This window comes from uncultured Sphingomonas sp., from assembly GCF_913062585.1.
Lineage (GTDB): Bacteria > Pseudomonadota > Alphaproteobacteria > Sphingomonadales > Sphingomonadaceae > Sphingomonas.
In genome coordinates this window covers 20,101-33,729 of record NZ_CAJXWX010000009.1, presented here as the reverse complement: position 1 = coordinate 33,729, position 13,629 = coordinate 20,101, and the positions used below count along the sequence as shown (strand labels likewise).

9 protein-coding genes are annotated in these 13,629 nt (G+C 67.5%); 1 reads left to right on the top strand and 8 read right to left on the bottom strand.

What is annotated here, in order from left to right; translation table 11 throughout:
- The first annotated feature begins 20 nt into the window (after positions 1-20).
- The gene (locus QZ546_RS08060) at positions 21-2,654 is read left to right on the top strand and encodes a cellulosome protein (protein WP_294236078.1); all 2,634 of its coding nucleotides are present in this window, start codon (positions 21-23) and stop codon (positions 2,652-2,654) included.
- 400 nt (positions 2,655-3,054) lie between these two features.
- Here the strand turns inward: QZ546_RS08060 and QZ546_RS08055 are convergent, their stop codons facing one another.
- The 8 genes from QZ546_RS08055 to QZ546_RS08020 all read right to left on the bottom strand — a co-directional run bounded on the left by QZ546_RS08055 (position 3,055) and on the right by QZ546_RS08020 (position 13,548).
- Entirely contained in the window at positions 3,055-4,785 is a 1,731-nt protein-coding gene (locus tag QZ546_RS08055) for a hypothetical protein (protein ID WP_294236077.1), read from the bottom strand.
- Between the two features lie 14 nt (positions 4,786-4,799).
- Positions 4,800-5,873 (bottom strand): chemotaxis response regulator protein-glutamate methylesterase, encoded by a 1,074-nt coding sequence (locus QZ546_RS08050; RefSeq protein WP_294236076.1) that lies wholly within the window; start codon positions 5,871-5,873, stop codon positions 4,800-4,802.
- A 5-nt stretch (positions 5,874-5,878) separates the two neighbouring features.
- A complete protein-coding gene (locus tag QZ546_RS08045; RefSeq protein WP_294236075.1) occupies positions 5,879-6,730 on the bottom strand; it encodes a protein-glutamate O-methyltransferase CheR in 852 nt (283 codons plus the stop codon).
- A gap of 73 nt (positions 6,731-6,803) precedes the next feature.
- Positions 6,804-7,292, bottom strand: a complete 489-nt coding sequence (locus QZ546_RS08040; RefSeq protein WP_294236074.1) for a chemotaxis protein CheW — start codon at positions 7,290-7,292, stop codon at positions 6,804-6,806.
- Positions 7,289-8,989, bottom strand: a complete 1,701-nt coding sequence (locus tag QZ546_RS08035) for a methyl-accepting chemotaxis protein (protein WP_294236073.1) — start codon at positions 8,987-8,989, stop codon at positions 7,289-7,291. The genes QZ546_RS08040 and QZ546_RS08035 overlap by 4 nt, the downstream gene beginning before the upstream one ends.
- 156 nt (positions 8,990-9,145) lie before the next feature.
- The gene (locus tag QZ546_RS08030) at positions 9,146-11,065 is read right to left on the bottom strand and encodes a methyl-accepting chemotaxis protein (protein WP_294236072.1); all 1,920 of its coding nucleotides are present in this window, start codon (positions 11,063-11,065) and stop codon (positions 9,146-9,148) included.
- A gap of 84 nt (positions 11,066-11,149) precedes the next feature.
- A complete protein-coding gene (locus tag QZ546_RS08025; protein ID WP_294236071.1) occupies positions 11,150-11,635 on the bottom strand; it encodes a chemotaxis protein CheW in 486 nt (161 codons plus the stop codon).
- Positions 11,632-13,548, bottom strand: coding sequence for a CHASE3 domain-containing protein (locus QZ546_RS08020; RefSeq protein WP_294236070.1), 1,917 nt, complete (start codon positions 13,546-13,548; stop codon positions 11,632-11,634). Before QZ546_RS08020 ends, QZ546_RS08025 begins: the two co-directional genes overlap by 4 nt.
- Between the last annotated feature and the right edge of the window lie 81 nt (positions 13,549-13,629).

Sequence of the window (13,629 nt, the reverse complement as noted above, 5' to 3'; positions counted from 1 at the left end):
TTATCCCGGAACCCCGATCCATGTCCCAGCCGCTTCGCCGTTCCCCCCTCCTTCTGGTCGCCGCGCTGCTCGGCTCGGTCGCGATGCCCGCGCTCGCGCAGGAGACGATCACCGTCGACCTCGCCAGCGACACCGGTGCCTTTCACGGCGGGGCGTCGGGCACGCTTTACGGCCTGTACGACGCGCGCCTGCCGCATCCCAATCTGGTCGAAGGCATCGGGCTTCGCACCGTATCGACCAAGGCGCAGGACGGACCGCAGCATCCCGGTGCCGACGCGCTGGAGGTCTCGACCCTGCTGACCGATGCGTCGGGCGGCGACACCTATATCTACATGACCGACATCAACCGCGAATTCCCCTATGACTGGAAGACCGGGGACTGCGCACAGTCGGTGACGAACTATATCGAGAAGCTGCGCGCCCAGGTTCGTCAGGTAAAGGGCATGGCCCCGCGCTATCGCGACCGGATCGTCTTCGTCCCCTATAACGAGCCCGACGGCAACATGTTCGCCGACGGGCCGAAGAGCTGCAACAACGTGCGGTGGCAGAAGGACCCGACCGCGTTCAACGACGCCTGGGACCGCGCGGTGCGGATGATCCGCCAGGAACTGCCCGGCGCGCGGATCGCGGGGCCGAATACCAGCATCCTGTTCCCGGAGGTGGAGGGCTTCCTGCGGCACGCCATCGCCGCCGACACCATGCCCGATGTCATCACTTGGCACGAACTGAGCAACCCGGCGACCGTGCGCACCAGCGTGCGCCAATATCGCGAATGGGAGGACCGGCTGTTCGCCGGGACCAAGTGGCAGGGCCGCCATCTGCCCGTGAACATCAACGAATATGCCTATAACTACCACACCTCCGTTCCCGGCCAGATGGTGCAGTGGGTCGCCGCGATCGAGGATTCCAAGGTCGATGCCGATATCGCCTATTGGAATATCGACGGGAACCTGAGCGACTCCGCCGTGCAGGCCAATCGCGGCAACGGGCAATGGTGGCTGCTCAACGCCTATTCCACGATGAGCGGCCACACCCTGACCGTCACCCCGCCGCATCCCGACCAGAGCTATACGTTGCAGGGCGTGGCGACGCTCGACCCGGCGCGCGCGCAGATGCGGATGCTGTTGGGCGGTGCGTCGGGGGATGCGACCGTCGCCCTCACCCATGTCCCCGCCGACTTCGGCCCGACGGTGCGGGTGCGGGTGCGCGAGATCGGCTGGACCGGGCAGCTGGGCGACAGCGCGCCGCCGGTCGTGGTCGGCGACCGGATCGTGGCGGTGAAGGACGGGCAGGTCGCCATCCCCTTCGGCCGGGACGGCTGGCCTGCCCTGCGCGAGGAAGCGGCCTATGAACTCCTGCTCACGCCCGGCCAGGGCGTCCGGCCCACCGCCATACCCGCTCGCTGGCGACAGGATTACGAGGCGGAAAAGGCCACCCGGCGCGGCCAGGGGCTCAGCGTGCGGGGCCCTGAGGGTTCGCCCGATCATGTCGACCGTTTCCACGTCTCGAACGGCTATCTGGTCGAAGGTTTCAAGACCGGCACCGACGCCGCGCTGGACTTCGCGGTCGAGGTGCCGCGCGACGGGCGCTATGACCTGAGCGTGCTCGCCAGCACCTTCAACAAGGACCCGCTGGCCGAGGCACAGGGGCCGACCAATGTCTATCTCCTGATCGACGGAAAGGCCGCGGGCGAGCTGTTCCTGCCGCTGGGCTACAAGCCCGCCGTGCTCGATCATGTCGACACCGTCATCGACCTCCTGCGCGGTCGCCACATGCTGACCCTGTCCACCCGCAGCCTGGACGGCCGGGGACGAACGCAGGGCAATGCGATGGTCGACCGCATCACTTTGACCTCGGTCGATCCCGCCGCCGCCCGCACCCGCTATGACGTGGCCGACGCGGTGCTGAAGGGAGCGGCTCGCGCGGCCGGTGACCTAGTGACATTGTCGCCCGGAAGCAGCGCGACCTTCTGGGTCTATACCGCGCAGGACGGCCTGGCGCGCCTGAGCCCTGCGCTGGACGGCGGGTCGGTGCGCATGGTGGTCAATGGCCGCGAAGTGAAAGACCGCGCCTTCATGCTCGGCGGGATCAACAAGGTGGTGCTGACCGCCGCCGGGGTGTCGTCGCTGCACGGCCTGTCGGTCGTGCCCGAGACCGGCCCCACCCCCCAACGCTACGAAGCGGAGGACGCGCAGGTCGCCGGGACCGCCCGCATCGGTGCGGCCTCGCTCGCCAGCGGCGGCCATGCGGTCTTCGCCATCGGCGGCGCGCCGGGCAACGGCAACACGCTGACCTTCCCTAAAGTCATGGCGGACCGCGCGGGCACCTATGCGCTGACCATCCGCTATTCCAACGAGGAACAGGCCAAGGCGACACATTACAATCCAGACCCGCTCGCCCGGATCGCCCGCATCTCGGTCAATGGCGCCGCGCCCATGCTGGTCAGCGCACCGCACAGCTTCAATGCCAACAACTGGTGGGAGACGACCGTGCCCGTCACCCTGAGGGCCGGCGCCAACACCATCCGTATCGCGGGTGAGGAACAACCCGATTGGGACGGACGCAGCTATGCCTCGCAAAACTGGCCCGGCATCCTGCTGCGCTCGCGATACGCGCCCAATATCGACCGGATCACCATCACGCCCATGCCCTGACGGCGCACCCGTAAAGACGGGGTGCCGCAGGGCTTTTTTCAACCACCGACCGCAAACGTTTCTGAACCCCAAAGGTGGGGATTATGAAACAAGTCCCTGTCGGGGCGCTCTTCGCGTAGGTGTCCACGACGATGACGGTCGTGCTGGCCGCGCCCGTCCGGGCGCAGACGCGGCCCGCCCCCGCCGCCTAGACCGGTCAGGCGACACCCGGCAGCGTCGACATCGTCGTCACCGGCATCCGCCAGAGCCTGAGCAATGCGCAGAATATCAAGCGCAACACGAACGCGATCGTCGATGCGCTGGTCGCCGAGGGTATCAGCAAATTCCCCGACAATACCCCCGCGTCACAGGGGTTGGGCGACAGACCGGCGGTCGGCCCGTCGCCTCTTTTCATTCCCGATCAGAACAGCCCGTCGTCATCGTCGTCGAACGACACCGCGATGGGCGCCGGGGCGGTGGCGATCATGTCGGGCAGCAGGAAGGCCGCATGGATCACGCGCTCGGCCGCCATGGTGTAGAGCCCGCCCGCCCAAGGCAGCAGCTCGGCCAAAGCGGCCTCGTCCGCCGCGGTCAGGTCGGCGCCCTCGGGGGTCTCGGGTGCGACCTGGTCGGCATGGAGCAGCAACACCTCGGCCACATCGGTCAGCGCCTGCGTGAAGTCGCGCTGCCGCCCCAGATCCTCCGCGCTGGCCTCCAGCGAGGACAGGATGCGCCGCGCATCGCCGCCGCCCCTGGCCATGGCACTGGACGAGCTTTCGCAGGCGCGACGCACGACAGACAGCGCCTCGCCCAGGGCGCTGCGCGTATCGCCCTCGTCATCCTTGTCGCCATCCTGCACCAGGTCGATCGCGCCCAGCACGCCGATCAGACGTCCGACCGCCAGGCTCAGCTGGTCGAGGCGGCTGGCGCAGGGGGCGACCTCCTTGGCGATCACGGCGACCGCGCGGCCCAGCGCACCGTGACGGCGGCACAGCAGCTGGGTGTTGGTCGAGATGTCCTGGACGTTGACCGCGATGTTGCGGATGCGGCCCAGCCCCTCGGTCAGGTCGGCGAGCGTACGGCCGACAAAGACGGTCAGCTCAGCCAGATGCCCGTCCGCGTCGCAAAGCTGGTCCGTCACATTGCCCAGGGTCGCGATGCCATGTTCCAGTTGGAACAGCAGCTGGCCATCGCCGCCGCCCTGCGAGCCGATCAGCTCGCGCAGATGATCCGCCAGCGGGCCCAGCCGTTCGAGCGACTGGACGATGGCGACCAGTTCGCGCCCGAAATCATCCGCCATGACGTTCAGCTGTGCGGCGATCAGTCGCGCCATATGGGCGGTCGCCCCGGCCGGCAACGCGGCCTCTCCCTCGGTCGGCACGATCCGGCGCAGGATGGTGATGGCATGTTCGGCGCGCTGGCGCACCGAGTCGCCGATCTGGATCGCCCCCAGGATGCGCGCGACCTCGCCCTGGATCGTGCGGACGATCCCGCCGACCTCGTCGGTCATGCGCATCACCGACTCGACATGATCCTGCAGCGCATTGGCGTTGGCGGTCAGCTCGGCGGGCACGGCGATTCCGGCGCGCGTGCATTCCAGGGCGAGCAGCCGGTCGGCCTGCTGGACGTCGCCGACCACCCGGCCGAACTGGTCGAGCTGGCGCTCGATCTGGCGCAGTTCCTGCCGCCCGGTGGCCAGCTTCTCGTCCATGCCGACCACGAAGTTGAAGAACGCCGCCTCGCCCGAAGAGGCGATCTTGATGTTCATGCCATAGATGCCGAGCAGCTTCAGGATCGTGCCGACCTCGTTCAGCAGGCCGCGCAGCTCGCGGGTGCGGCCGGTCAGCGTCTCGACCTCGATCGCGCGGCGGCGCTGGATCATCGGCAGGGTGATCAGCCGGTACGCCACGTCGCGCAGCTTGGCGACCGCAACGCCCGCCGTATCGGGGGACAGCGACTGGCGGATCGATGCCAGCCCCTCGGCCATGCCGTCGATCGTGCCGATCGCGGTGGCCAGCGTCTCGCCGGTCTCGCGAAAGGCGTCCTCCAGCCCGGTCATCCGGCTCTGCAACCGGTCCGCCAGGGCCGCGAACTGGTCGGCGCCCGTGTTCAGCGGCGTGGCGGTGTCGCTGTCGATCCGTGCCATCAACATGTCGGTATTCCTTCTCAACGAGCCGTGGCGTGGAGCAGTTCGCGTGCGACGCTGCCCAGCGGGATGATCTTGTCATGGGCGCCGCGCGCGATCGCCTCCTTGGGCATGCCGAACACGATCGAGGTCGCCTCGTCCTGCGCGAAGGTGCGGGCACCGGCCTGCTTCATTTCGAGGAGGCCGCGCGCGCCGTCGTCGCCCATGCCGGTCAGGATGATGCCGACCGCATTGGCGCCCGCATTGCGCGCCGCCGAGCGGAACAGCACGTCGACCGAGGGGCGATGGCGCGAGACCAGCGGCCCTTCGCGCACCGAGACGACATAGCGCGCGCCCTGGCGCTCCAGCATGGTATGGCGCAGCCCGCCGGGCGCGATCAGCACCCGGCCGCGCATCACCGTGTCGCCGTCTTCGGCCTCCTTGACGTCGACCTGGCACAGCCCGTCCAGCCGCTTGGCGAAGGCGCGGGTGAAGCTTTCGGGCATGTGCTGGACGATGACGATGCCCGGCGAATTGGCGGGCAGCGCCTCCAGCACCTCGCGCAGCGCTTCGGTCCCGCCGGTCGAGGCGCCGATGCAGACCACCATCTCGGTCGTGCGGCTCATCGCGCGGCCGGTGGGCGGCGGCAGGACGGCGTCGGCGGTCAGCTTCTTGGCGGGCGCGGTGGTACGCGGGGCAGGACGACGCGCACCGACCCGTGCATGGGCGGCACCCTTCACCGTCTCGCGGATCATCGAATGTGCTTCGAGCAGATGATCCGCGACGCCGACCCGCGGCTTCAGGATGACGTCGACCGCCCCGGCCTCCAGCGCCTGAAGCAACGTCTCCGAGCCTTCCTCGACCAGCGAGGAGCACATGACGACCGGGACCGGATGCTGCGACATCAACTTGCGCAGGAAGGTGATGCCATCCATGCGCGGCATCTCGACGTCCAGGGTGATGACGTCTGGCACTTCCTCCTGGATGTGGCGCGCGGCGGCGAAGGGATCGGCGGCGACGGTCACCGCGATCTGCGGATCGGCGGACAGGATCTGGGTCATCGCCTGGCGGACGCTGGCGCTGTCGTCGATCACGAGGACGCGGGTTTTCTTCATGGCGCTCAGATCCGCTGGAACACGGTGTTGGCCACCGTCTTGAGAGGGAGGTCGAAACCCGTGATCGATTCCGAATGGCCCAGGAACAGCCAGCCACCGGGGCGCAGGCAGTCGGCCAGGCGGCGCACGACCTTTTCCTGGGTCGGCTTGTCGAAATAGATCAGCACGTTGCGGCAGAAGATGATGTCCATCGGTTCGCCCACCGGATAGCGCTCGTCCATCAGGTTCATCTGGGCGAAACCGATCGCCGAACGCAAAGCGGGCGCGATGCGCATCTCGGTGCGCTTCGGGTCGCTGGCCTTCATCGCATAGCGGTTGCGCAAGGCGGACGGCACGGGATCGAGCAGCGAGGACGGATAGACGCCGCGCTTGGCGGTGCGCAGCACCTCGCTGTCCAGGTCGGTCGCCAGGATCCCGAAATCGGGCCCGCCCTTGTCCTGGGCGAAGACGTCGAGCAGCATAGCCAGCGTATAGGGCTCCGCGCCCGTCGAGCAGGCCGCGCTCCATACCCGCACCCGCCTTTTCCCCTCGTCGCGCAGGCGCGGCATCACCGTGCCCATCAGATAGTCGAAATGCTTGGGCTCGCGGAAGAAGTCGGTCTTGTTGGTCGTGACCGCGTTCAGCAGATGCTCGCGCTCCGCCTCCAGATGATTGCCCTCGAACACCCAGCCGCAATAATCGCTCAGGCTGGACAGGCCGGTGGCGCGGACGCGGCGGCGCAGGCGCCCCTCGATCATCGTCATCTTGGCCGGCGGCAGGCGGATGCCGCACTCCTTGTAGACATAGGCCGAGATGCGATCGAAATCGCGGCGCTGAAGCGCATCGCTGGAAACCGCCAGGCGGGCTGCATTACTCAAGGGGACGGCTCCTGCCAAAATCGGGGAAAAGGCGGTCGGTCGCGACACCGCGACCGACCCGTCGGGGAAAGGATCAGGCGGCCAGGCCGAGATCGCCCAGGGCCGCTTCCACGCCGTCGGCCCCGAAGAGCCGGACGGGATCGAGCAGCGCGACGAAATCGGCGCCGCGCCGCAGGATCGCCTCGATCTGCTGCGACCGCCAGCGATCGCCCAGCGCCGGCGAGCCCTCGATCGCATCGGCCGGGAAGGTGGCGACGTCGAGCACCCGGTCGACCACCAGCCCCAGGGCCAGCGGCGCACCGTCGGTGCCGGGCATGTCGATGACCAGCACCCGCGTCGTCAGCGTCGCCTCGGCCGGGGCCATGCCCAGCCGGACGCGCAGGTCGACCATCGGTACCGAGGTGCCGCGCACATCGGTCAGCCCCAGGAACCAGTCGGGTGCGTGGGGCACCCGATAGGCGGTCCGGTGGTCCAGGATTTCGCGCACCGTCGTCACGGGCAGCGCAAACTCCTCCTGCCCCAGGCCGAAGACCACGACCTGGATATCACCGCCGGCGTTCATGCCGCGTGTCCGAAGGCGGCGTCTTCGCCGTCAGGCCCGCCATTGCTCAGGTCGAGCGCGAAGCCGCGCACCCGGGCCTGCTGGTCGGCGACCGAACCGGCGCGGGGTGCCGGGCGAGCCTTTGGGCGCCCGCTGGTCGTGGCGGATGCGGGGCGCGGGGCGGCGCGACGAACGGGTGCCGGCCGCGCCGAGGCGCCGTGGCCGTGCGCATCGACCCGGAAGTAAGCGATGCTTTCCTGCAGCTCCTCGGCCTGGCTGGCCAGTTCTTCCGAGGTGGACGAGATCTGCTCGGAGGCGCTGGCATTCTGCTGCGTGACCTTGTCGAGCTGCTGGATCGCCTCGTTGATCTGGACCGCACCGATATCCTGTTCGCGGCACGCCGCGCTGATCTCGGCGACCAGCTCGGCGGTGCGGCGGATGTCGGGCACCAGCTTGGTCAGCATCTCGCCCGCCTGGGTCGCCGCCGTCACCGTGTCGGACGACATGCCGCTGATCTCAGCCGCCGCCGACTGGCTGCGCTCGGCGAGCTTGCGGACTTCGGCGGCGACCACCGCGAAGCCGCGACCATGTTCGCCCGCACGCGCCGCCTCGACCGCGGCGTTCAGCGCCAGCAGATCGGTCTGACGCGCGATTTCCTGCACGATGCCGATCTTCTCGGCGATGGTGCGCATCGCGATGACCGCCTTCTGCACCGCCGTACCGCTGGTTTCGGCGTCCTGCGACGACTGGCGGGCGATCTTCTCGGTCTGGGTCGCGTTGTCGGCATTCTGTTTGATGTTGGCGGCCATCTGCTCCATCGAGGCAGACGCTTCCTCGGCTGCGGCGGCCTGCTCGGTCGCGCCCTGGCTCACCTGCTCCGACGAGGACGACAACTGCTGGCTGCCCGCCGCGACATTCTGTGCCGCCTGGGTGGTCTGGCCGATCGTTTCGCGCAGGCGCACGGTCATGCGGTTGACGGTGTCGACCAGATCCTTGATCTCGTCATTGCTGGCCACCGCGACTTCGTTGCTCAGATCGCCATCGGCGACCGCGGACACCGCCTGGTCGATCTTGCGCAAACCGCTCGACACCAGCAGCGCGACCCACAAGGCGCCGGCGATCGCGATCAGCAGCGCCACGACGGCGGTGGCGATCAGAGTAGTCCGCGCCGATGCGTAAAGCTCCGCCGAATCGGCCTTCGCCTTCGTCATCTGGCCCTGGGTGATGTCGGCCAGCTGGCCGAGCGTCTCGCCCAGGCGCACCGCAACCGCGCGGCCCTCGGTCCCCGAAAGCTGGGCGCCTTCGACATTATGGTTCTGCATGGCCAGGCCCCGGGCCCGGTCGCTGATATCCTTGTAAGCGCGCCATTCCTGCAGCGCCTTGGTCCAGACGGGACGCCCCTGTTCGGTGGAGATCTTCAGGCCGTTGTTCAGGCTATCCAGGATCTTCGCATCATAATTGGCAAAGGTGCCGTCCAGAACGCGCTTCTGCGCCAGGTCCTCGATCAGCAGCATGTTCTTTTCGGCACGGATTGCGCGCCCCATGTCGCCATCGGCCGTCAGCGAGAACTTGATGCGCTGCGCCGGCCCGTCGATGATCTGCGAGATCATGACGTTGAGTGCATTGACCTTGGCAACGCCCACCCCGACGACGATCGCCAACAGCAACAATACCACGCCGAATGTACCGGCCAATTTCATCTTGATAGTTGCGCGCATAAAATTCTCCCGACCCGGCAAGTATTTCACATATTGGTGGAAATCACTTGCCCTTGACTGGTGAAATCATAGTTTCAATTGATGAATTATTGGTTCAGCGAACTGTCATGATGTCCGCCGGCAGAGTGCTTCGGACGCCCTGTCGGCGGACCGGCATCACGCGACGCAGCCGAACTCTTCGTCCTCGCCGTCGGCCCCACCCGTCGCCATGTCGAGCGCGAAGCCGCGCACGCGCGACTGCTGATCGGCGATCGAACCGGCACGCGGCGACGCCTTGACCTTGGCTTTCGCCTTGGCAGGGGCGACCGGCTTGCGGACGGCGGGCTTGGCCGTTGCGGGGCGACGCGTCTCGGCGACGCGGAAGAAGGCGATGCTCTCCTGCAACTCCTCGGCACGGCTGGCGAGATCGCTCGACGTGCCCGAGATTTGCTCGGACGCCGAGGCGTTCTGCTGCGTCACCTTGTCGAGCTGCTGGATCGCCTCGTTGATCTGGACCGCACCGATATCCTGTTCGCGGCAGGCCGCGCTGATCTCGGCGACCAGTTCGGCGGTGCGGCGGATGTCGGGCACCAGCTTGGTCAGCATCTCGCCTGCCTGGGTCGCCGCCGTCACCGTGTCCGACGACATGCCGCTGATCTCGGCCGCCGCCGACTGGCTGCGTTCGGCGAGCTTGCGGACCTCGGCTGCCACGACCGCGAAGCCGCGACCATGTTCGCCCGCACGGGCCGCCTCGACCGCCGCGTTGAGCGCCAGCAGGTCGGTCTGACGGGCGATCTCCTGCACGATGCCGATCTTCTCGGCGATGGTGCGCATCGCGACGACCGCCTTCTCAACCGCATGGCCGCTCACCTCGGCATCCTGCGAGGACTGGCGCGCGATCTTCTCGGTCTGGGTCGCGTTATCGGCATTCTGTTTGATGTTGGCGGCCATCTGCTCCATCGAGGCAGACGCTTCCTCGGCGGCGGCGGCCTGTTCGGTCGCACCTTCCGACACTTGTTCGGACGCCGAGGACAGTTCCTGGCTGCCGCCCGCCACCTGGTCGGCCGCGATCGCCACATTGGTCGCGAAGCCGGTCAGATTGTCGACCAGATTGTTGATCGCATCCTTCATCCGGCGATGATCGCCTTCGCAGTCGATCTCGACCCGCTCGAGCAGCGAGCCGGTGCTGACCAGGTCGAGCACGCGGTTGCCCTCGCCGATCGGCAGCAGGATCGCGTCGAGCATGCCGTTGATGCCCTTGACCAGCCCGGCAAAGTCGCCGGGGAAGCGCTCGGCCTCGCCGCGCTCGCTCAGCCGGCCCGCGGTCGAGGCGTCGATCAGCCGCTGGATCTCACCGATGATCGCGCGGAAATTGCGGCGCAGTTCCTCGATCGTATCGTTGATGAAGGCCTTCTTGCCGGGGAAGCGCTCCAGCTCGGCGTCGAAATTGCCCTCGCCGAACTGCTGGATGCAGGCCATGGCCTTTTTCTTGACCGCGATATGGCCCGCGACCATCGCGTTGATCCCCTCGGCCATGCGGCCGAAATCGCCCTGGAAGCGGTCGGCGGGCACGAAGACGTCGATGTCGCCCTTGTCGTGTTCGGCCGACATCCTGTTCATCTCGGCGATCAGGCCCTTCAGGTTGCCGCGCAGCTGTTCGATCGTGTCGTTGATGAACGCCTTCTTGCCGGGCAGCTGCTGCAGTGGTGCCTCGAAATCGCCGTCACCCAGCGACTTGATGCAGGCCATGGCCAGCTTCTTGACCGCGATATGGCTGGCGACGAGGTCGTTGACCGTCCTGGCGGCCACCGCCAGGTCGCCCTGGAATTCCTCGACCGGCAGCGCGACGTCGATGTCACCGCGCTCATGCTCGGACGACATGTGCGCCAGCCGCCGGGAGAAGATGGCAGCCGGCATCGCCGCCGCCTCGATCATCTCGTTCACCGCGACCAATACATCCCGCGCCTTGCCGGTCACCGCCGACAGATCGGCACGGTCGTTCACACGCCCCTGGGCAAAGGCGCGCTGCAACCGGGTGATCTCTGCGGTGGCCCCATCGACATGCGATGTATCCTTGAGCGACACATGGAAACGCATGAGAATTTTCTCCTGAATCTGGTTTTGGACGTCAGGTTGGTGGGAGTGGGCGACCGCGGCCAACGGCCGTCCCGCCCCCAATCGTCAGGCGGCAACCGCGAAGGACAGGGTGGCGTCGAGGTCACCGGCCCCGAAGAGCCGGACGGGATCGAGCAGCGCGACGAAATCGGCCCCGCGCCGCAGGATCGCCTCGATCTGCTGCGACCGCCAGCGATCGCCCAGCGCCGGCGAGCCCTCGATCGCATCGGCCGGGAAGGTGGCGACGTCGAGCACCCGGTCGACCACCAGCCCCAGGGCCAGCGACGAACCATCGGTGCCGGGCATGTCGATGACCAGCACCCGCGTCGTCAGCGTCGCCTGGGCCGGGGCCATGCCCAGCCGGACGCGCAGGTCGACCATCGGCACCGAGGTGCCGCGCACATCGGTCAGCCCCAGGAACCAGTCGGGGGCGTGGGGCACCCGATAGGCGGTCCGGTGGTCCAGTATCTCGCGCACCGTGGTCACGGGGAGCGCAAACTCCTCCTGCCCCAGGCCGAAGACCACGACCTGGATGTCGTTCGTAATGGTCATGCCGCTTCTCCGAAATCGGCGTCTTCGCCGTCAGGCCCGCCATTGTTCAGGTCGAGCGCGAAACCGCGGGCGCGAGCCTGCTGGTCGGCGATCGAACCGGCGCGCGGTGCGGGCTTGGATTTTGCTTTGGCGGGGGCTGGCGCTGCCTTGCGCACCGGCGCCTTCACCGTCGCGCGCTTCGCACCGTCGATGCGGAAATAGGCGATGCTTTCCTGCAGTTCCTCGGCCTGACTGGCCAGTTCTTCCGACGTGCAGGAAATCTGCTCGGACGCCGAGGCGTTCTGCTGTGTGACCTTGTCGAGCTGCTGGATCGCCTCGTTGATCTGCACCGCGCCGATATCCTGTTCTCGGCATGCTGCGCTGATCTCGGCGACGAGTTCGGCGGTGCGGCGGATGTCGGGCACCAGCTTGGTCAGCATCTCGCCTGCCTGGGTCGCCGCCGTCACCGTGTCCGACGACATGCCGCTGATCTCGGCGGCCGCCGACTGGCTGCGCTCGGCCAGCTTGCGGACTTCCGCCGCCACGACCGCGAAGCCGCGACCATGTTCGCCCGCCCGTGCTGCCTCGACCGCCGCGTTGAGGGCCAGCAGATCGGTCTGACGCGCGATCTCCTGCACGATGCCGATCTTCTCGGCGATGGTGCGCATCGCGACGACCGCCTTCTCCACCGCATGGCCGCTGGTTTCGGCGTCCTGCGACGACTGGCGCGCGATCTTCTCGGTCTGGGTCGCGTTGTCGGCATTCTGTTTGATGTTGGCAGCCATCTGCTCCATCGAGGCAGACGCTTCCTCGGCAGCGGCGGCCTGCTCGGTCGCGCCCTGGCTCACCTGTTCCGACGAGGACGACAGCTGCTGGCTGCCGGTCGCGACATTCTGCGCCGCCTGGGTGGCATCGCCGACGACGCCGCGCAGGCGCTCGACCATCGACACCAGTGCCAGACCCAGCTTGTCCTTTGCCGACAGGGCCTGGGGCTGGACGGTCAGGTCGCCGTCCGCAATGTCGCTGGCGATGCCGGCCATGCCCTCGAAGCTGGTGCGCAGCGCGTCCAGATTGTCGGCCAGCTGATCCGCCAGCCCGCCGAAACGCTGCTTCATGCCGACGCTGGTGTCGCCGACCGCCACCGCGCCCAGCACCGTCGAGATCTGGTCGAACGCGCCTTCGACCGCGCCGACGCTGCCCTGCATCCGCCCGATCTCGTCGCGACGGTTGGTGGTCAGCGGCTCGGCCAGACGGGCCAGGGCCTGGGTCAGCGCGGCGATCGGGCGTGCGATCGTCGAGGTCATCAAAAGGCCGATGCCGATCGCGACCAGGATGCTGGCGGCCATGCCGATCCAGATGGCGAGGTTGATATTGGCAAAGGCCTGTTGCTGCGCCTGCTGGCGCTGGGCCATCAGCGCCTTTTCGGTCGCGATCATCTCGCCCACCCGGGCGCGCAGCTGGTCCATCGCCTGCTTGCCCGCGCCGCTGCTCTCGAGCGCGCGGCCCTGTTCGCGCGTCTCGACATGCGCCATCAGGCGGATGGCCTTTTCGGCCACGTCATTGTGCCAGCTTTCGGCCAGCCGCCGGATATCGTCGAGACGTCCCTGCTGGACGGGATTGTCACTGGTCAGGCCGCGAACATCGCTCCAGGCCTGCGAAAACTCGGTCCACCCCTTGTGATACGGGGCCAGGAACTGATCATTGCCCGATACGAGATAGCCGCGATAACCGGTTTCCTGATTGACCATGCTGGTCACGATCTGGTCGGCGGTCGCGATGACCTTGTAGGTGTGCTCGTTGATCTCGGTCGTCGACTTCACCTGCCCGGCGTTCGACAGGATGACGCCGTCCACGCCGACCGTGATCGCCATGACGACGCCCAGGCACAGCGCGAGTTTCTTTGAAATCGACAGGTGATTGAACCAGCTCAACATGTTGAGGCTCCAAGCAATAGGACAAGATCGAAGTCCGGACGCCCGCACCCCCTGCGGACATTGGACCGCCAGCACGCGCGG

Bases quoted from the DNA above. Each gene is read 5' to 3' on its own strand.
- QZ546_RS08060 (WP_294236078.1), top strand. From the start codon at position 21: ATGTCCCAGCCGCTTCGCCGTTCCCCCCTCCTTCTGGTCGCCGCGCTG.
- QZ546_RS08055 (WP_294236077.1), bottom strand. From the start codon at position 4,785: ATGTTGATGGCACGGATCGACAGCGACACCGCCACGCCGCTGAACACG.
- QZ546_RS08050 (WP_294236076.1), bottom strand. From the start codon at position 5,873: ATGAAGAAAACCCGCGTCCTCGTGATCGACGACAGCGCCAGCGTCCGC.
- QZ546_RS08040 (WP_294236074.1), bottom strand. From the start codon at position 7,292: ATGAACGCCGGCGGTGATATCCAGGTCGTGGTCTTCGGCCTGGGGCAG.
- QZ546_RS08035 (WP_294236073.1), bottom strand. From the start codon at position 8,989: ATGCGCGCAACTATCAAGATGAAATTGGCCGGTACATTCGGCGTGGTA.
- QZ546_RS08030 (WP_294236072.1), bottom strand. From the start codon at position 11,065: ATGCGTTTCCATGTGTCGCTCAAGGATACATCGCATGTCGATGGGGCC.
- QZ546_RS08025 (WP_294236071.1), bottom strand. From the start codon at position 11,635: ATGACCATTACGAACGACATCCAGGTCGTGGTCTTCGGCCTGGGGCAG.
- QZ546_RS08020 (WP_294236070.1), bottom strand. From the start codon at position 13,548: ATGTTGAGCTGGTTCAATCACCTGTCGATTTCAAAGAAACTCGCGCTG.